The sequence below is a fragment of the Streptomyces sp. NPDC033165 genome (assembly GCF_055577965.1).
The window spans coordinates 1-18,431 of the sequence record NZ_JBVIPK010000011.1 but is presented as its reverse complement, the minus strand read 5'-3'; the positions used below and the strand labels follow the sequence as shown (position 1 = coordinate 18,431).

Genomic DNA, 18,431 nt, shown 5'->3' with positions numbered 1-18,431 from the left:
CAGATGAGATGCCCGGAAGATCACAGAGCGGAGGCGGCGGAGTCCTGCGCGTCCCCACCGATTTGATCCGGGGGGTGCGCGCGCCGGTAATCTGAAGCATTCGCCCGCCCGTCTCCCCACCACCACCCCCCACCGAGGCGCTACGCGCCGCACCTGTCCAATTTCGCCGTCGTAATGAAGAGAGCACCGTGGCCGCCGACAAGATCGACACCATCGTCAGCCTGAGCAAGCGCCGTGGCTTCGTCTACCCCTGCAGTGAGATCTACGGTGGTCAGAAGGCCGCCTGGGACTACGGGCCGCTGGGCGTCGAGATGAAGGAGAACCTGAAGCGTCAGTGGTGGCGCTACATGGTCACCGCGCGCGAGGACGTGGTCGGTATCGACTCGTCGGTCATCCTGGCCCCGGAGGTCTGGGTCGCCTCCGGCCATGTCGCCACCTTCTCGGACCCGCTCACCGAGTGCACCTCCTGCCACAAGCGCTACCGCGCCGACCACCTGGAGGAGGCGTACGAGGAGAAGCACGGCAAGCCGCCGGTCAACGGCCTTGTCGACCTCAACTGCCCCAACTGCGGCAACAAGGGCACCTTCACCGAGCCCAAGCAGTTCTCGGGTCTGCTCTCCACCCACCTCGGCCCGACCCAGGACTCCGGCTCGGTCGCCTACCTGCGCCCCGAGACCGCCCAGGGCATCTTCACCAACTTCGGCCAGGTGCAGCAGACCTCGCGCAAGAAGCCGCCGTTCGGCATCGCGCAGATGGGCAAGTCCTTCCGGAACGAGATCACTCCGGGCAACTTCATCTTCCGGACCCGCGAGTTCGAGCAGATGGAGATGGAGTTCTTCGTCAAGCCGGGCGAGGACGAGGAGTGGCAGCAGTACTGGATGGACCAGCGCTGGAACTGGTACACGGACCTCGGCATGCGCGAGGAGAACATGCGCTGGTACGAGCACCCGCAGGAGAAGCTGTCCCACTACTCCAAGCGCACCGCCGACATCGAGTACCGCTTCCGCTTCGGCGGCAGCGAGTGGGGTGAGCTGGAGGGCGTCGCCAACCGCACCGACTACGACCTGAAGGCGCACTCCAAGGCCTCGGGCACGGACCTCCAGTACTACGACCAGGAGGCCAATGAGCGCTGGACGCCGTACGTCATCGAGCCCGCGGCCGGTGTCGGCCGCGCGATGCTGGCGTTCCTTCTCGACGCCTACGTCGAGGACGAGGCGCCCAACGCCAAGGGCGTCATGGAGAAGCGCACCGTGATGCGCCTCGACCCGCGCCTGGCGCCGGTCAAGGTCGCGGTCCTGCCGCTCTCCCGCAACCCGCAGCTCTCGCCGAAGGCCAAGGGCCTGGCGGCCGACCTGCGCAAGAACTGGAACATCGAGTTCGACGACGCGGGCGCCATCGGCCGCCGCTACCGCCGCCAGGACGAGATCGGCACCCCGTTCTGCGTCACCGTCGACTTCGACACCCTCGACGACAACGCGGTGACCGTGCGCGAGCGCGACACCATGAAGCAGGAGCGCGTCTCCCTGGACCAGATCCAGGCGTACCTGGGCGCCCGTCTGCTCGGCTGCTGACGGCTCCGTACGCGTCCGTACGCGCGTGAGGCCCCCGGTTCCGGGTACGGAACCGGGGGCTTCGTCGTCCACCGGAGCCCCGCCGATCCGGGAGGTACGCGATGCCGTCGATCACCACCAGCAAGGTCACCAGATGGGACCAGCACGGCCGTGAACACGTCGTGCGGGTAAGGAAGTCGGGCATGACGCGCCAGTTGGCGTGCGCCACCTGCGGGTGGCGGCGCTCGGCGCAGTTCCTGCCGTGGCTGAAGGCCGAGGAGCACCTCACCGAGGCTCACCAGGCGACGGTCGACCCGACGGCCTGAGCTCCCCCGGCGGCCCGAAAACCTGGTGCGGCGCGCTCCGGGAGCGGGGTACGGTTCCGGCATGTCTTCGTTCTTCCAGATCTACGAGTGAGAGCGCGGCGGGTGCGACGTCCCCCGCCGCCCATCGGATCGACTGCGATCACCGATCACCCGATCACTTCCTTCCTCACTTCTCACCACGAATGGGAGAACGCCGTGGCCAAGAGCCGCAACAACCTCCTCGGTGTCGGCGGACAGCGCAAGAAGCTGTCCCGCGCCGAACAGCAGGGCGCGGGTTCCGCGCGAGACGCCGACCGCAAGGCCGCCGAGAGCAAGAAGCAGGAGCTGGTCCGCAAGATGCGCGAGCGCGCCGAGGCTCAGGCTGCCACCACCGCCGAGCCGGGCGAGCAGGACGGCCCCGCGCAGAGCTGACACCTGAGCTCCATCTCGTACGACGGTGGGCCCGGATCACCCGTGATCCGGGCCCACGCGCGTGTCCCGGCAGGCCGGTTCGGGTGGGGCGCGTCGATGCGCCGGAGGGACCGAAGGTGCCTCACGCCGAACGAGCAGCCCGCGCGCCTCGGATCAGCAGTACCGCCGGGATCAGCCCCAGCAGGATCGGCGTCGGCTCCAGAACCGCGGCCCCCACCACGCACCACACCGCCAGCCCCCAGCCGATGGACGCCGGCGGTGCGATGCTCCGCCGGGCCAGGTCGGACACGAGCGCACCCAGCAGCATCATCGGCGCGGCGAAGCTGCCGATCGAGACCCAGAACGCGCCGTTCGCGTCGCGGGGGTGGATGAACTCGTCACGCGGCAGCCCCCACAGCGCCCCGGTGAACCACTCGTCGACGTACTCGACGTTCTGCACGCCCATCACGATGAGGTGCATCGCTCCCAGGAACATCAGGATTCGTCCTGCCCAGCGCCCCATTACCGCTCCCCCTTTTCGAGACCGTGAGTTTCGGAACCGGGGGTACCGTAACATGGCCTCATGGGACGACCTAGAGACAGCCGGGTCGACGAAGCGATCCTCGCCGCAACTCGCAGCCTCCTGGCGGACAGCGGATACGCCGGGCTCACGGTTGACGCCGTGGCCGAGCGCGCGCGGATCGGCAAGGCGGCGATCTACCGGCGCTATGCGACGAAGCAGGAGATGGTGTTCGCGGCAGCCGTGCACAGCGTGGACCTGCCCCCGCCCCCCGATACGGGAAGCCTGCTCGGGGATCTGACGGCGCTCGTCCAGGAGATCGTGGACCACGTCACCACGCCGGTCGCCGCCGCCGCGATCCCCGGGCTGCTCGCCGACATACGCAGTTCGCCGGAGCTCGCCGCTCGCTTCCGCAACGCCTTCGTCACCGTCCAGCAGGCCGGCCTCGCCGAACTGCTCGGCCGAGCGGTCGCCCGCGGTGAGCTCCTGTCTTCCCCGGACGTCGACCTCGTCCACGCCCTGGTGGCCGGCCCGGTCTTCGCCACGGTCTACCTCCAGAACCGCTCCCCGGACGGCCTGGCCGAACAGCTCGGCAGGATCGTCGCCGCCGCTCTCACTGAGGTCTGACCTGCCCATGTCGGGCCGCCTCGACGATGCGGCCCACCAGCGGCTCAGCCGGTCCGGCAGGCGGCGCAACGGCCTTGCGCTGGTTCACGGTTGAGCCCACCCCTTCGGGTCCTCGCCGGATGTGGGCCCCTCGGCGATCAGATCACCGAGCGGGTCGGTCACGCCCCAGGAGTGGGGCGAGGTGTGGTGGTCGAAGAACGTGCATCGCCGCACGACGCCTGTGCCGAGGTGCCGGAGGACGGCGGGACACCACGGGACGGCCTCGGCCCGGTGGACACGTTCCGGTCCGGCGCCGGTCCAGAAGAACCACGGGGCCGGTGCGTCCGGCGTCTCGGCCGCCCCCAGGCACGCTGCGTGCTCGGTGCGCTGGTCGTGCTCGCCGAGTTCGCAGAGGAGGTACGGGAGATGGGAGAGGCAGGGGAGGCGCAAGAGGTGCGAGAGGTGCGGAGGGGCAGGGGTTACGGCGGTGCACTGGAGCACGTCGCTCATCTCCGTGTCGTGTCCTGCCACCCGGCGAGCGTCAGACTCAGCCCGACGGCAGGGTCGAGGACCGTGAACAGCGCGGGAAGGCCCGCCTCCAGGGCCCGTATCGCGTGATCCTGGTGCGCGGCATCAGTGGCCCAGAGGCGCAGCCCCTCCGGAGCGCCGGAACCGTGGAAGCGGACCGGTCGTACGTCGGCGGTCGGCGGCCGCACAGGATCGGCTGCCGCGGGAAGCCCGTGCCCGTTGGCGAGGCGGAGGGCTTGTCGGCGCAGCCACAGGAGGACGAGCCGCCGGTTCCGTACGCTGACCCCGCCGAGCGAGGCGGACCGCTGCCCGTCGGACAGGGTGACCTCGGCCGCGTAACCCGTCGCGCGCGTCATACGGCGAGTCCGTGCGCGCGGTACTGGGCCAGTACGCCGAGGGGGCTCACAGGACCTCACCCCGGCTACGGGCGTTGACGTGTGCGGTACGGGCGCGAAGCCGCTCTATGGGCAGCGCGGGCCGTACGTGGCGGGGCTCGGCTTCCCACTCGGTGCCGCCGCCGACGGGGCGGAGGGACCAGCGAGGGCCTGCGACGCCCCGGAACTCGCCGACGCGGTCGCCGCGGCTGGTGTCGACCAGGAGGGTTCCGGGGGCGGGGAGTTCGGGGGGCTCTTGCGTATTCGGGCGTACGTTCTCACCGTACATCGATCGCTCCTCTCCGTAGCTGTTCGGCTACCGGGGCGATTCAGCGTGACCTAGGGTCGAGCTGTCTTCAACGTGGGGATACGGGAGGGCACGTTGGTAAACCGTAAGGAGCTGAATCCGGAGGCGAGCCCGCAGGCAGCCTTCGGCGCGCGTTTACGCAGGATGCGCGAGGAACGTGGCTGGATTCAGGATCAGCTGGCGACGCTGGTCGGCTGCTCGGGCAGGCATGTCTCTGCGATCGAAACCGGCCGCAAACCGGCAACTCTGCCGTTCGCGAGGAAAACTGACCGGGTATTTGATCTCATCGGGTCGGCCGAATCGTTCGAGCGCGAGTGGCAGGAGATGAAGCACGGGAGCCTGCTGGAGGGGTTCCCGGAGTACGTGGGGTACGAGGGTCGCGCGGTTGAGCTCCGGCTGTACGAAGTGGGGATCATTCCGGGTCTGTTGCAGACCCCGGAGTACGCACGGGTGCTCGCCGACAGCGCCGTACGGCGAGGGGCGATCACGCCGGAGCAGGCCGACGAACGCGTGTCCTTCCTGGCGGAGCGGCAGGCGGCATTGGTGAGGCCCAGACCGCCCATGTTGTTCGTGACCATGGACGAGAGCTGCATCCGTCGCCCTGTGGGTGGTTCAGCCGTCATGAATGCTCAATTGGACCGTCTGATCGAGTTCGCCGAACTGCCCAACACGCTGCTCCAGGTGGCTCCGTACGAGATCGGCGAGCAGCGGACCTTCGACCTTCCGGTGAACATCCTGACGCTGCCGGACCGGTCAGTGATCTGCTATGCCGAGTCGCAGACCCAGGGCCATCTCGACCGGGAAAGCTCGTTCGTGCTGCCCATGCTGACGGCCTACCATCAGCTCCAGGGCGCATCGCTGTCGCAGACGGCGTCTGTGGCCAAGATCAGCCAGTTGCGAAAGGGCACCCAGTGACGACCGAATCCCCTCGATGGTTCAAGTCCTCGTACAGCAACAACGGCGGCAACTGTGTGGAGGTCGCCGTTGACCTCGTCGCCTCGCGCGGCATCGTCCCGGTCCGTGACTCCAAGAGCGTGGACGGCCCGGTGGTCGACGTTCCGGTCGCCGCGTTCTCCGCGTTCGTCGCGGGCGTGCGGACCGGGACGTTCGACGCCGTCTGACAAGTCGGACCAGGACCGCCCCACTGTGCCGCGCATGGTGGGGCGATCCTGCTGTTCGGGGAGCAGAGGAACGTTCCGGGGGGCCGCGATCCACACAGCGGGCGCGAGCCCGAGCGCCGGCGGATCGCGCGTGCGCTGAGTACCCGGTGGGTCGCTCAGACGCCGTCGGATTCAGCGGTCGGGCGGTTGGTGGGCGAGCAGCGGGAGACCGGCCGATCTGTCCGGGTGGCGGATCTCGCGGGGCGGGACCTGGTGGTGGACCAGGGCGAGGCGTGCGAGGGGCCGCCTCGGAGAACGCGGCGAGGGGGCTCGGCCTTCAGACGGGGAGAGCGTCTGGGTCGGGAGTCGCCGGTTCGTCCTGGGCGGCAAGCCCGTGCTTCTGTCGATGCCGTACCTTCGTGCGTCTCTGTTCCAGGGATCAGCCATCACCCGGAGGGGCACAGGGCCGGGAGGGGGCTGCCCCTGTCCCGGAGCGCGACCTCGACGCGTGACGGCCTGGTCCGGGGCGACCTCGACGTGTGACCGCCCGCCCCGGGAGGTGTCCGGGGCTCGTAGCGCGGGGGTCTTGTTGGCTGATTCCGGTGAGCGGGTCAGACTATGGGCGACCTTCCGCTTCGACTCCGCCCGCCGTGCCTCCTCGCTTTCTCTCCCCGTCAGGAATTGCCGTGTCCCACACCTCCGCCGCCCCCCGGCCAGGCAGCCCGGTCCCGCGCGTCGGCCCTCACCGCTTCAGCGATGTGATCAGCCGCATAGCCGAGGAGATGGCCACCCTCACCGACCACGGCAGCCCTGCCGACTACATACCGATGCTCGCCGGTGCCGACCCCCGGCGGTTCGGCATGGCCGTCGCGGAGCCGGACGGGACCGTCTACGGTGTCGGCGACTGGCAGCAGCCGTTCTCGACGCAGTCCATCACCAAGGTGTTCGCCCTGGCGCTGGCGCTCTCCCTGGACGGCGAGCAGCTCTGGCGGGGCGTGGGCCGCGAGCCCTCGGGCAACCCCTTCAATTCCCTGGTGCAGCTGGAATACGAGAACGGTGTCCCCCGGAACCCGTTCATCAACGCCGGCGCTCTGGTGGTGACCGACCGGCTACAGGCCCTGACCGGGGACGCCGCCGGTCAGGTGCGGGAGCTGCTGCGCTCGGAGAGTGGCAATCCCGCCATCGACTTCATGCCGGAAGTCGCTGCCTCCGAAGCGGCCTACGGTGACCGCAACGCCGCTCTGGCTCACTTCATGGCCGCCTACGGCAACATCACACTCCCGGTGCCCGAGCTGCTCTCCGCGTACTTCCGCCAGTGCTCGATCGAGGCGTCGTGCGCGGACCTGGCCCTGGCTGCGGGGTTCCTGGCCCGGCACGGGGTCCGGGCCGACGGTTCCGCGCTGCTGACCCGCAGCCAGGCGAAGCAGGTCAACGCGGTGATGCTCACCTGCGGGACGTACGACGCGGCCGGAGATTTCGCCTATCGGGTGGGGCTGCCGGGCAAGAGCGGTGTCGGCGGGGGGATCATCGCCATCGTGCCCGGGGTGTGCACCTTGTGCGTATGGAGCCCGGGCCTCGACCGGCGCGGCAACTCGGTGGCGGGCGTGTCGGCCCTCGACCGCTTCACCACGCTCACCGGGTTGTCCGTCTTCTGATGTGCTGCGGGGTCGGCTTGGCCAGTACGCGGCGGATACGCTGCGTGACCGAAGAGTTCCTCCGCGCCCGCACCGGTCTTGCGGACCGCGAGTCTCTGACCGGGGTGGTCTCTCCGGGCCGGGGCGGTCGAACGGCATGACAGGGAATGCGCGTCGCACCGTTCGGGCCGCCACCGGACCACCGCCCGCGCCGCGCCGGACGGTGGATGGCGATCTCAGTGCTCCCGGAAGTACGCCACGACCCCCGGGATGGTCATAGCGAGCCCCAGGGCCCCGATGCCGAACAGCCCGAGCGTCGTCCGGGCCTCGGCCCCGGGGCGGTGGTGTTTTCCGTTGACGCCGCTCAGGACCGAACCCTTCGCCGCCGATCCAGGAGCGGTAGCTGAGGAATTCGGCGATCGGCTTGATGGCGCCGCTGCCCCACTTCTCGGGGCGCACGTACTCGGCTGCGTCCAGTTTCATCTGCGCTGCCTGCTCCTTGAGAGTCTTCGCGTCCTTCAAGGACTCGCAGGCACGTCACACCCATCGGGCCACCGTGCGCGGCAGCGGGGCCGCCCCCCGTCCGGCGTACGCGACAATGGAGCAATGACCACGCTCGCCCCCGCCCTCCCGCAGCTCCGCATCGGCCCGCACACCGTGCAGCCGCCGGTCGTGCTGGCCCCGATGGCCGGCATCACCAATGCCCCGTTCCGGACGCTGTGCCGGGAGTTCTCCGGGGGCAAGGGGCTCTTCGTCAGCGAGATGATCACCACGCGGGCGCTGGTCGAGCGCAACGAGAAGACCATGCAGCTGATCCACTTCGACGCCACCGAGACCCCGCGCTCGATCCAGCTGTACGGAGTGGACCCGGTCACCGTCGGCAAGGCCGTCCGCATGATCGTCGACGAGGGCCTCGCCGATCACATCGACCTGAACTTCGGCTGCCCGGTTCCCAAGGTCACCCGCAAGGGCGGCGGCTCCGCGCTGCCGTACAAGCGGCCCCTGCTGCGGGCCATCCTGAACCAGGCGGTCTCCAACGCCGGGGATCTGCCCGTCACCATCAAGATGCGCAAGGGCATCGACGACGACCACCTCACCTTCCTCGACTCGGGCCGCATCGCCGTCGAGGAGGGCGTCACCGCCGTCGCCCTGCACGGCCGCACCACCGCCCAGCACTACGGCGGCACCGCCGACTGGGACGCCATCGCCCGGCTCAAGGAGCACGTCCCCGAGATCCCCGTCCTCGGCAACGGTGACATCTGGTGCGCCGATGACGCCCTGCGGATGATGCGCGAGACCGGGTGCGACGGCGTCGTCGTCGGGCGCGGGTGCCTGGGGCGGCCCTGGCTCTTCGCCGATCTGGTGAGCGCCATGGAGGGGCGTCCGACCCGGCACGCGCCCGCCCTGCGCGAGGTCGCGGACGTCATGGTGCGCCACGCGACGCTGCTGGGGGAGTGGATCGGTGACGAGGCGCGCGGCGTGATCGACTTCCGTAAGCACGTCGCCTGGTACCTGAAGGGCTTCGCGGTCGGTTCCGAGATGCGCAAGAAGCTGGCGGTCACCTCCTCGCTGGAGGAGCTGGCCGGACAACTGCACGAGCTGGACCTCGACCAGCCCTGGCCGGACGGCGCCGACGGGCCGCGCGGGCGGACCTCGGGCAACAACCGGGTCGTCCTGCCGGACGGCTGGCTGAAGGACCCGTACGACTGCTCGGGCGTCAGCGCCGACGCGGAGCTGGACACCTCGGGCGGCTGACGCCGTACGAAGCCGCATGGGATCGGGGCGGCTGACGCCGTAGATAGCCGCATGGGATCGGGCGGCTGACGCCGTACACAGCCGCACGCGAAGGGCCTCACCCCCTTACGTCCGGGCCCGCCCGTCTCTCCAGCGGGGCCGCCGCAGCGGAGTTCATCACGTTGAAGACCACGCTGCCCGCCCGGTAGCGGTCGTCCGTCCACTCGATGGCCCGGCCCGCCGCCGTGTACGTCAGGTGGCGCTGCCGCAGCAGCGGGCTGGCCCGGCGCACCCTCAGCAGCCGGGCGTCCTCGCTGCCCGCCGCGACCGCGTCGATCAGGTGCTCGCCGTAGTGCGCGACGATGTCCGCCCGCTCCGCGATGCTGTCCATGATCGAGACGCAGTCCTCCGGCAGCGCCAGGACCACCGGAGCCACCCAGTCCGCGTACACGGTCCGCTCGACCATCACCGGCTCGCCGTCGAGCCACCGCAGCCGCAGCACGTACAGCACTTCGCTGTCCGGCTCGGTGTCCAGGCGTTCGGCCTCCTCGGCGGTCGCGGTGCGCATCGTGCGGGTCAGGATGCGGCTGGTGACCTCGCACCCCATCGCCTGTGCCCACTGCGCGAAGCTGTTGAGCTGCTGGAAGCTCTGGCGGCGCTCCTGGCGCAGGACCACCCGCCGGGCTCCCTGCCTGGAGCCGATCAGGCCCTCCGAGGCGAGCAGCGCCACCGCCTGGCGGACCGTGCCGCGCGAGGCCTCCCAGCGGGCGGCGAGGTCGCTCTCGGACGGCAGCCGGGAGCCCGGCGGATAGGCGCCGCTGCGGATCGCCTGGCGCAGCGACTCGGCGATCTCCCGATAACGCGAATGGCCCACGCGCCCCCCTCGGCCGGCTGATGCGGATCGTGGCTGTGTACAGGTCCGCTCTTCGGTGACGGTCCTGCCGCTCACTCTAACGTCGTCGCGGAGCGTTTCGATGCGCGGTCGTTACCTAGCACAGCCCCTGGATAGTGGGCCTTCCTCTTCCCGTCCTCTTGCGGCAGCGGACATGGGACGTTTACTTCCCCGACACCTGGTCCGGGCGAACTGGTGCCAGCTTGTATGAACAAGTGGCCCTCACGCTTCGCTCCTGGGAGACCTACCGTGCGCAGAGCCCGACCCCGCCCCCGTATCCGCGCCAACAGCCGTGCCGTTGCCGCCCTCGCCCTCTCCACCGCCGCCCTCACCGCGCTCACCGCCTGCGGCGCCGCACCCGAGGAGAAGGCCGAGACCGGCGTGAACGGGGTGAAGTGGACCGAGGCCACCTCGGCCGCCGACTTCGGCGGGCTGGAGGAGCTGGTCGCCGCCGCCGAGAAGGAGGGCGAGCTCAATGTGATCGCTCTGCCGCCGGACTGGGCCAACTACGGCGAGCTGATCAAGGCCTTCCAGGAGAAGTACAAGATCAAGATCAAGAGCGAGACGCCGGACGCCTCCAGCGCCGACGAGATAGCCGCCGTCAAGTCCCGCAAGGGCCAGGAGCGCGCCCCCGACGTCCTCGACCTCGGCATCGCCTTCGCCCGCAGCGGCGCGGCCGAGAACCTCTTCGCCCCGTACAAGGTCGCCTCCTGGGACAAGATCCCCGACAGCCAGAAGGACGCGGACGGCCGCTGGTACAACGACTACGGCGGCTACGTCTCCATCGGTTGTGACGCCGCCCGCATCAAGAACTGCCCCGAGACCTTCGCCGACCTGCTGAAGCCCGAGTACAAGGGGAAGGTCGCCCTCAACGGCAACCCGACCAAGTCCGGCTCCGCGTTCGGCGGGGTGTACGCGGCCTCCCTGGCCAACAAGGGCTCGTTCGGGGACATCCAGCCCGGCATCGACTTCTTCGGCAAGCTGAAGAAGAGCGGCAACTTCATCCCCGTCGAGTCCACCCCGGCGACCGTCGAGAAGGGCGAGACGCCGATCAGCATCGACTGGGACTACCTGAACGCCGGTTACGCCGACCAGTTCAAGAGCAAGGGCGTCGACTGGCAGGTCTCCGTGCCGAGCGACGGCGTCTACGCCCAGTTCTACTCGCAGGCCGTCAACAAGGACGCCCCGCACCCGGCCGCCGCCCGGCTGTGGATGGAGTACCTCTACAGCGCCGAGGGCCAGAACCTCTGGCTCAAGGGCTACGCCCGGCCCGTGCTGCTGCCCGCGATGACCGAGGACGGCACCGCCGACGAGACCTTCGTCGCCAAGCTGCCCAAGGTCGAGGGCACCCCGACCTTCCCGAGCTCCGAAGAGCTCGACAAGGCGAACACCACGCTCTCCGAGAACTGGGACAAGGCCGTCTCCTGATGACCGTTCCCCACCCGTCCGCCGCCCCGGGACCCGGGGCGGCCGCCGTGAAGGCCGGTGGCCGCACCACCCGCCGCCGGCCGCCCCGCGCCTGGCTCGGCGCGCTCCCGCTGCTCGTCTTCGCCGGACTCTGCTTCGGACTGCCCGCGGGCGCCCTGCTGTACGGGGCCGTCACCCGCACCGACCCGGTCGCCGGCACCACCGAGGTCACCGGCGAACACCTGTCCCGCTCGCTCCAGGGGCCCTACCTCACCTCGCTCACCGGCAGCGTCCAGCTGTCCGCGCTGACCGCCGCGCTCGCCACCGTGCTCGGGGTGCTGATCGCCCAGGCCGTCGTGACCTCCCGGCGCGGCGCACTGCGCGGGGCGGTACTCACCGCCTCCGGGGTGCTCGCCAACTTCGGCGGGGTTCCCCTGGCCTTCGCCTTCGTCGCGACCCTCGGCATCTCCGGGGTCGTCACGGAGCTCGGGCACCTGGAGGCGCTCGGCTGGAACCTCTACTCCTTCACCGGGCTCACCGTCATCTACCTCTACTTCCTGGTCCCGCTCATGGTGCTCGTCGTCGTCCCGGCGCTGGACGGGGTGCGCCCGCAGTGGCGGGAGGCCGCGCTCAACACCGGGGCCGGCACCTGGCAGTTCTGGCGCCACGTCGGCCTGCCGGTCCTCGCGCCCTCGCTGCTCGGCGGCTTCGTCCTGCTCTTCGGCAGCGCCTTCGCCGCGCACGCCACGGCCGCCGCCCTCGTCGGCGGCTCCGTTCCGCTGGTCACCCTCAAGATCGCCGATGCGCTCGCCGGGAACGTCCTGGTCGGCCAGGAGAACGTGGCGCTCGCGCTGAGCCTCGACATGATCGTGATCGCCGGACTGGTGATGGCGGTCTACCTGCCCCTCCAGCGACGGAGCTCCCGATGGCTGCACTGACCCCTGTCTCCACGGCTCCGGTCCCCACCACGGTGAAGAAGGCCCGCCGCCCGCGCCCGCGCTACTGGCGCGGGGCCGTGCTGGCGATCGCCGGGCTGTACTTCGTCACCCCCCTCGTCTCCTCGTTCGTCTTCACCGTCCATGTCCCCGGGCAGGGCGTCTCCTTCCAGGCGTACACCGGGATCCTGTCGGCCGAAGGCTTCACCGAGAGCCTGTTGCTCTCGCTCTCCCTCGCCGCCGCCACCATCGCCCTGGCCCTGCTGCTCGTCGTGCCCGCCCTCGTCGCGGTCCGGCTCGGGCCGCCCCGGCTGCGCGCCGTCGTCGAGATCGTCTGCATGATGCCGCTGGTGGTGCCGCCGATCGCGCTGGTCACCGGGATCGCCACGGTGCTGCGCTGGGGGCCCGAGCACTTCTCGCGCACCCCGCTCTACCAGACCTTCCTCGCCGTGCAGAACGAGTCCTTCCCGGTGGTGCTGGTGCTCGCCTACACCGTGCTGGCACTGCCGTTCGTCCACCGCTCGCTGGACGCCGGACTGCGCGCGGTCGACGTGCCCACGCTGGTGGAGGCGGCCCGGAACTGCGGAGCGGGCCGGTTGTACGTCATCGCGCGCGTCATCCTGCCCAACCTGCGCTCCTCGCTCGCCGGGGCCTCCTTCCTGACCCTCGCGCTGGTGCTCGGCGAATACACGGTCGCCTCGCTGCTGGGCTTCCGCCCCTTCGCGGTGTGGATCGTCACCGTCTCCGGCGCCGAGGCCCGGATGTCGGTCGCCGTGTCCCTGCTCTCCCTGCTGATCACCTGGGCCCTCCTGCTCGTCCTCTCGCGTGCCGGAACCGGGTCCTCCACCGCCGTCCCGGCGGCCGCCTCCACCACCTCCGTACCCGGCAAGGAGTAGCCACCCATGTCAGCCCTGCCCACCGCCGCCGCCCAACGCCCCGAGCCGACCCGGACCGCCCGGGCCGGGTCGCCCGCCGACGGGCGCGCCGCCACCGGAGCGCGAGTGGAGTTCCGCTCGCTGCGCCGGGCGTTCGGCCCGACCGTGGCCCTCGACGGACTCGACCTCACCGCCGAACCCGGCGAACTGCTCGCCCTCCTCGGCCCCTCCGGCTGCGGCAAGACCACCGCGCTGCGGGTACTGGCCGGATTCGAGCAGCCGGACTCCGGCGAGGTCCTCGTGGACGGCGAGGACATCACCCGCATCCCCGCCAACCGGCGCGACGCCGGCATGGTCTTCCAGTCCTACAGCCTCTTCCCGCACCTCAACGCCCGCGACAACGTGGCCTTCGGCCTGCGCGTACGGAAGGCGCCCGCCGCCGAGCGGCACGCCACCGCCGCCGAACTCCTCGACCTCGTCGGACTGCCCGACCACGGCGGCCGCTTCCCGCACCAGATGTCCGGCGGCCAGCAGCAGCGGGTCGCCCTGGCCCGCGCGCTCGCCCTGCGGCCCCGGGTGCTGCTGCTCGACGAACCGCTCTCGGCACTCGATGCCAAGGTCCGGCTCTCCCTCCGCGAGGAGATCCGCCGCCTCCAGCTCTCGCTGGGCATCACCACCATCTTCGTCACCCACGACCAGGAGGAGGCCCTCTCCATGGCCGACCGGGTCGCCGTCCTCAACGCGGGCCGCCTGGAGCAGTGCGCGCCCCCGGCCGAGCTGTACGAGCGCCCCGCCACCGCGTTCGTCGCCGAGTTCGTCGGCACCATGAACCGGCTGCCGGGACGGCTGACGGGCAGCGGTTCGGTCGAGGTCGCGGGGGCCACCCTCCCCGTCGACGGTGACGTTCCCGCAGGCCGGGGCCCGGTCGAGGTGCTCATCCGGCCCGAGAGCATCGGCGTCACCGCCGACCCGGACGGCACCGCCACGGTCGTCTCCGCCTCCTTCCTCGGCTCGGTCACCCGGGTCCTCCTCGACCTCCCGGACGGCGTCGCGGCCAAGGCCGACCTCCCCTCCCGGGACGCCACGGAGCTTGCTCCCGGGGTACGGGCACGGGTCACCCCGGTCCGCCGCCCGGTGCTGGTCGTGCCGGTACGGGAAACGCCGGCGCCGGAAGCCGTGGACGCCGACGAGCGCCGGGTGGACGCGTGAACGCCCCCGCCGCCGTGCTCTTCGACATGGACGGCACCCTCGTCGACACCGAGGTGCTCTGGTGGGAGACGGCACGGGAGGTCGCCGCCGGGCTCGGCCACGAGCTCACCGCCGCCGATGCGCCCGAGGTCGTCGGCCGGGCCGTCGAGGACACCGCCGCTCATCTGATCGCGGTGACGGGCCGGGCCGCATCCGCGCTCCCCGGCATCGCCGTGGAGCTGACCGACTCGTTCTTCCGCAAGGTCGACGCGGGCGCCCCGCTGCGCCCCGGGGCCGCCGCCCTGCTGGCCGCGCTGAAGGGAGCCGCAGTGCCGTACGCCCTGGTCAGCGCCTCGCCGCGGAGTGTGGTGGACGCGGTGGTGGGAGGCTCGCTGGCCGGGGCGGGCTTCGCCTTCACGCTGTCGGCCGACGACACCGTACGGACCAAGCCGCATCCCGATCCGTACCGGGCGGCGGCGCTGCGGTTCGGCGTCCCGGCCTCGGCCTGTGTCGCCGTGGAGGACTCCCCGGACGGCACGGCCTCCGCCGATGCCGCGGGGTGTGCGGTGCTGGTGGTGCCCTCGTTGCTGCCGGTGGAGCCCGCGCGGGGGCGCACCTTCGCCCGTAGCCTGGAAGAGGTCGACCTCGGAGTGCTGAGCGACTGCCTGAGGTCCGGATGAGGTGCTGATGAGGTCCGAATCCTGAAATTCGGGGTCCGAACCGAGCGTGATTCGCGCCACCCTTGATCGGGGTTGCGCTCAGATGAGCGAAATTCGGGTGGCTGCACTTCTGGAAGGCCTGGCACTCAGTGCCACGTCGCTGGTTTCGAGAAGTGGACTCACTTGCTACTTGAGAAGCTCAGATGAGCGAGAATGGTCAAGTTTCGGCCATGCGGCCTTCAAGAGATGAATGCATGACTTTGCTCGTCTCAGCAGAGCGGCCCTTTCGATCTGCTGGCGGATGGGTGGTTGCGGCCGCATGACGACCAAGTGGACGTACCCAGACACCTTCGATCTGGGTATGTTCCTCGCCGTCAGGGCAGCCACCGCGTCCTCGAGGAGTCGAGACCCGTGTCGGAAAACAACGATCCCCAGAAGTTCGTCTACGACTTCACCGAGGGCAACAAGGATCTGAAGGATCTTCTGGGCGGCAAGGGTGCGAACCTCGCCGAGATGACCAACCTCGGATTGCCGGTGCCTCCCGGCTTCACGATCACCACCGAGGCCTGCAAGGTCTACCTGGAGAGCGGCGAGGCGCCGACCGCGCTGCGCGACGAGGTGAGTGCGCACCTGGCCGCGCTGGAGGCGCGGATGGGCAAGCGGCTCGGCCAGGCGGACGACCCGCTGCTGGTCTCCGTCCGCTCCGGCGCCAAGTTCTCCATGCCCGGGATGATGGACACGGTCCTCAACATCGGCCTCTCCGACGCCTCGGTGGCCGGTCTCGCCACCCAGTCCGGTGACGAGCGCTTCGCCTGGGACTCCTACCGCCGCCTCATCCAGATGTTCGGCAAGACCGTCCTCGGGGTCGACGGCGACCTCTTCGAGGAGGCCCTGGAGGCGGCCAAGCACGCCAAGAAGGTCACGGTCGACACCGATCTGGCGGCGGCCGACCTCAAGAAGCTCGTCAAGCAGTTCAAGAAGATCGTCGAGACCGAGGCCGGACGGGAGTTCCCGCAGGACGCGCGGGAGCAGATGGACCTGGCCATAAACGCGGTCTTCGACTCGTGGAACACCGACCGGGCCAAGCTCTACCGCCGCCAGGAGCGCATCCCCGGCGACCTCGGCACGGCCGTCAACGTCTGCTCGATGGTCTTCGGCAACCTGGGACCCGACTCCGGCACCGGCGTCGCCTTCACCCGCGACCCGGCCAGCGGCCACCAGGGCGTCTACGGCGACTACCTCCAGAACGCGCAGGGCGAGGACGTCGTCGCCGGTATCCGCAACACGGTGCCGCTCGCCGATCTGGAGTCGATCGACAAGAAGTCGTACGACCAGCTCATGCAGATCATGGAGACGCTGGAGAACCACTACAAGGATCTCTGCGACATCGAGTTCACCATCGAGCGCGGCCAGCTCTGGATGCTCCAGACCCGGGTCGGCAAGCGCACCGCCGGTGCCGCCTTCCGGATCGCCACCCAGCTCGTGGACCAGGGCCTGATCGACGAGGCCGAGGCCCTCCAGCGGGTCAACGGCGCCCAGCTCGCGCAGCTGATGTTCCCGCGCTTCGACGACGACGCCAAGACCGAGCTCCTCGGCCGGGGCATCGCCGCCTCGCCGGGTGCCGCTGTCGGCAAGGCCGTCTTCGACTCGTACACCGCGATCAAGTGGTCCCGCTCCGGCGAGAAGGTCATCCTGATCCGCCGCGAGACCAACCCCGACGACCTCGAAGGCATGATCGCCGCCGAGGGCATCCTCACCTCGCGCGGCGGCAAGACCTCGCACGCGGCGGTCGTGGCGCGCGGCATGGGCAAGACCTGTGTCTGCGGCGCCGAGGACCTGGAGGTCGACACCAAGCGCCGCCGGATGACGGTCGGCGGCACGGTGATCGAGGAGGGCGACCTCGTCTCCATCGACGGCTCCACCGGCAAGGTCTACCTGGGCGAGGTACCCGTCGTACCGTCCCCGGTCGTCGAGTACTTCGAGGGCCGGATGCACGCGGGCGCCGACGACGCCGACGAGCTGGTCGCCGCCGTGCACCGGATCATGGCGTACGCGGACCGGGTGCGCCGGCTGCGCGTGCGGGCCAACGCGGACAACGCCGAGGACGCCCTGCGCGCCCGCCGCTTCGGCGCCCAGGGCATCGGCCTGTGCCGCACCGAGCACATGTTCCTCGGCGAGCGCCGCGAGATGGTCGAGAAGCTGATCCTGGCGGACACCGACGGCGAGCGCGAGAGCGCGCTCGCCGCTCTGCTGCCGCTCCAGAAGGCCGACTTCATCGAGCTGTTCGAGTCGATGGACGGGCTGCCCGTGACCGTACGGCTGCTGGACCCGCCGCTGCACGAGTTCCTGCCCGACATCACCGAGCTGTCGGTGCGCGTCGCGCTCGCGGAGTCCCGCAAGGACGCCAACGAGAACGACCTGCGCCTCCTCCAGGCCGTCCACAAGCTGCACGAGCAGAACCCGATGCTGGGCCTGCGCGGGGTGCGCCTGGGCCTGGTCATCCCCGGCCTGTTCGCCATGCAGGTGCGGGCGATCGCCGAGGCCGCCGCCCACCGCAAGAACGCCAAGGGCGACCCGCGCGCCGAGATCATGATCCCGCTGGTGGGCACGGTCCAGGAGCTGGAGATCGTCCGCGAGGAGGCCGACCAGGTCATCGCGGAGGTCCAGGCGGCCACCGGCACCGACCTCAAGCTGACCATCGGCACCATGATCGAGCTGCCGCGCGCCGCGCTGACGGCGGGCCAGATCGCGGAGGCCGCCCAGTTCTTCTCGTTCGGCACCAACGACCTGACCCAGACGGTGTGGGGCTTCTCCCGCGACGACGTGGAGGCCTCGTTCTTCACCGCGTACCTGGAGAAGGGCATCTTCGGGGTCTCCCCGTTCGAGACGATCGACAAGGACGGCGTCGGCGCGCTGGTCCGCAGCGCCGTCGAGGCGGGCCGGGCCACCCGCCCGGACCTCAAGCTCGGCGTCTGCGGCGAGCACGGCGGTGACCCGGAGTCGGTGCACTTCTTCCACGAGGTGGGCCTGGACTACGTCTCCTGCTCGCCGTTCCGCATCCCGGTCGCCCGCCTTGAGGCAGGCCGGGCCGCAGCCGAGTCCCGGGGCAGTGACAGCCGCTGACCCGGACTCACCGGTCCGGGGTGCACGAACACCCCGGATCTCCTGGGCAGGGCCGCACGAACGGCCCTGCCCACCGACCAGGGCCGCAGAGCGGCCCGCCCCTCCGGGGCCCCGCCGGAGACCGAGCCAGGACCCTCACCGGCTCGACCGGCCCGGCGGCGGCCCCGGAGCACCCGGAAGCGGGGGGGGGGGGGGGGGGGGGGGGGGGGGGGGGGGGGGGCGCGGGGGGGGGGGGGGGGGGGGAGGGAGGGGGGGGGGGGGGGGGGGGAGGGGGGCAGGGGAG

Annotated in this window: 19 protein-coding genes; 14 read left to right on the top strand and 5 right to left on the bottom strand. The window is 70.5% G+C overall.

Going from position 1 to position 18,431, the window contains the following annotated elements:
* The first annotated feature begins 188 nt into the window (after positions 1–188).
* The 3 genes from ACZ5WC_RS24005 (at position 189) to ACZ5WC_RS23995 (ending at position 2,287) form a co-directional block, all read left to right on the top strand.
* Positions 189–1,571: a glycine--tRNA ligase gene (locus ACZ5WC_RS24005; protein WP_468542736.1), complete on the top strand. Its 1,383-nt coding sequence runs from the start codon at positions 189–191 to the stop codon at positions 1,569–1,571.
* A 101-nt stretch (positions 1,572–1,672) separates the two neighbouring features.
* Complete coding sequence (locus ACZ5WC_RS24000) at positions 1,673–1,876, top strand: hypothetical protein (protein WP_468542735.1); 204 nt, start codon at positions 1,673–1,675, stop codon at positions 1,874–1,876.
* 195 nt (positions 1,877–2,071) lie between these two features.
* Positions 2,072–2,287, top strand: a complete 216-nt coding sequence (locus ACZ5WC_RS23995) for a DUF6243 family protein (protein ID WP_468542734.1) — start codon at positions 2,072–2,074, stop codon at positions 2,285–2,287.
* 121 nt (positions 2,288–2,408) lie between these two features.
* Here the strand turns inward: ACZ5WC_RS23995 and ACZ5WC_RS23990 are convergent, their stop codons facing one another.
* Positions 2,409–2,789, bottom strand: a complete 381-nt coding sequence (locus ACZ5WC_RS23990) for a DUF6463 family protein (protein ID WP_468542733.1) — start codon at positions 2,787–2,789, stop codon at positions 2,409–2,411.
* A 60-nt stretch (positions 2,790–2,849) separates the two neighbouring features.
* Here ACZ5WC_RS23990 and ACZ5WC_RS23985 point away from each other — a divergent pair, with 60 nt between their 5' ends.
* On the top strand, positions 2,850–3,413 hold the full coding sequence (locus ACZ5WC_RS23985; RefSeq protein WP_468542732.1) for a TetR/AcrR family transcriptional regulator: 564 nt from the start codon (positions 2,850–2,852) through the stop codon (positions 3,411–3,413).
* A gap of 84 nt (positions 3,414–3,497) precedes the next feature.
* Here the strand turns inward: ACZ5WC_RS23985 and ACZ5WC_RS23980 are convergent, their stop codons facing one another.
* From ACZ5WC_RS23980 to ACZ5WC_RS23970, 3 genes are read right to left on the bottom strand one after another with little or no spacing between them, the layout of a single operon-like run.
* Positions 3,498–3,923: a hypothetical protein gene (locus ACZ5WC_RS23980; RefSeq protein ID WP_468542731.1), complete on the bottom strand. Its 426-nt coding sequence runs from the start codon at positions 3,921–3,923 to the stop codon at positions 3,498–3,500.
* Positions 3,899–4,276, bottom strand: a complete 378-nt coding sequence (locus ACZ5WC_RS23975; RefSeq protein ID WP_468542730.1) for a hypothetical protein — start codon at positions 4,274–4,276, stop codon at positions 3,899–3,901. Before ACZ5WC_RS23975 ends, ACZ5WC_RS23980 begins: the two co-directional genes overlap by 25 nt.
* A gap of 46 nt (positions 4,277–4,322) precedes the next feature.
* Positions 4,323–4,583, bottom strand: coding sequence for a hypothetical protein (locus tag ACZ5WC_RS23970; protein WP_468542729.1), 261 nt, complete (start codon positions 4,581–4,583; stop codon positions 4,323–4,325).
* Between the two features lie 93 nt (positions 4,584–4,676).
* Here ACZ5WC_RS23970 and ACZ5WC_RS23965 point away from each other — a divergent pair, with 93 nt between their 5' ends.
* From ACZ5WC_RS23965 to dusB, 4 genes are all read left to right on the top strand, one after another.
* Positions 4,677–5,516, top strand: a complete 840-nt coding sequence (locus tag ACZ5WC_RS23965; protein WP_468542879.1) for a helix-turn-helix domain-containing protein — start codon at positions 4,677–4,679, stop codon at positions 5,514–5,516.
* Complete coding sequence (locus ACZ5WC_RS23960; protein ID WP_468542728.1) at positions 5,513–5,722, top strand: DUF397 domain-containing protein; 210 nt, start codon at positions 5,513–5,515, stop codon at positions 5,720–5,722. The genes ACZ5WC_RS23965 and ACZ5WC_RS23960 overlap by 4 nt, the downstream gene beginning before the upstream one ends.
* 665 nt (positions 5,723–6,387) lie before the next feature.
* Positions 6,388–7,356 carry a glutaminase gene (locus ACZ5WC_RS23955; protein WP_468542727.1) on the top strand — a complete coding sequence of 323 codons (969 nt, stop codon included), beginning with the start codon at positions 6,388–6,390 and terminating at the stop codon, positions 7,354–7,356.
* A 585-nt stretch (positions 7,357–7,941) separates the two neighbouring features.
* Positions 7,942–9,090, top strand: a complete 1,149-nt coding sequence (dusB, locus tag ACZ5WC_RS23950; RefSeq protein ID WP_468542726.1) for a tRNA dihydrouridine synthase DusB — start codon at positions 7,942–7,944, stop codon at positions 9,088–9,090.
* Between the two features lie 97 nt (positions 9,091–9,187).
* Here dusB and ACZ5WC_RS23945 read toward each other — a convergent pair whose 3' ends face one another.
* Complete coding sequence (locus ACZ5WC_RS23945; RefSeq protein WP_468542725.1) at positions 9,188–9,943, bottom strand: GntR family transcriptional regulator; 756 nt, start codon at positions 9,941–9,943, stop codon at positions 9,188–9,190.
* A 267-nt stretch (positions 9,944–10,210) separates the two neighbouring features.
* On the opposite strand from ACZ5WC_RS23945, the gene ACZ5WC_RS23940 reads away from it, so the two are divergent.
* The 6 genes from ACZ5WC_RS23940 (at position 10,211) to ppdK (ending at position 18,148) form a co-directional block, all read left to right on the top strand.
* Positions 10,211–11,389 (top strand): ABC transporter substrate-binding protein, encoded by a 1,179-nt coding sequence (locus ACZ5WC_RS23940; RefSeq protein WP_468542724.1) that lies wholly within the window; start codon positions 10,211–10,213, stop codon positions 11,387–11,389.
* A complete protein-coding gene (locus ACZ5WC_RS23935; RefSeq protein WP_468542723.1) occupies positions 11,389–12,306 on the top strand; it encodes an ABC transporter permease in 918 nt (305 codons plus the stop codon). Before ACZ5WC_RS23940 ends, ACZ5WC_RS23935 begins: the two co-directional genes overlap by 1 nt.
* Complete coding sequence (locus ACZ5WC_RS23930; protein WP_468542722.1) at positions 12,294–13,199, top strand: ABC transporter permease; 906 nt, start codon at positions 12,294–12,296, stop codon at positions 13,197–13,199. The genes ACZ5WC_RS23935 and ACZ5WC_RS23930 overlap by 13 nt, the downstream gene beginning before the upstream one ends.
* A gap of 6 nt (positions 13,200–13,205) precedes the next feature.
* A complete protein-coding gene (locus tag ACZ5WC_RS23925; protein ID WP_468542721.1) occupies positions 13,206–14,387 on the top strand; it encodes an ABC transporter ATP-binding protein in 1,182 nt (393 codons plus the stop codon).
* On the top strand, positions 14,384–15,046 hold the full coding sequence (locus ACZ5WC_RS23920) for an HAD family hydrolase (protein WP_468542720.1): 663 nt from the start codon (positions 14,384–14,386) through the stop codon (positions 15,044–15,046). The genes ACZ5WC_RS23925 and ACZ5WC_RS23920 overlap by 4 nt, the downstream gene beginning before the upstream one ends.
* Positions 15,047–15,436: 390 nt before the next feature.
* Positions 15,437–18,148 carry a pyruvate, phosphate dikinase gene (ppdK, locus tag ACZ5WC_RS23915; protein WP_468542719.1) on the top strand — a complete coding sequence of 904 codons (2,712 nt, stop codon included), beginning with the start codon at positions 15,437–15,439 and terminating at the stop codon, positions 18,146–18,148.
* The last annotated feature ends 283 nt before the right edge of the window (positions 18,149–18,431 follow it).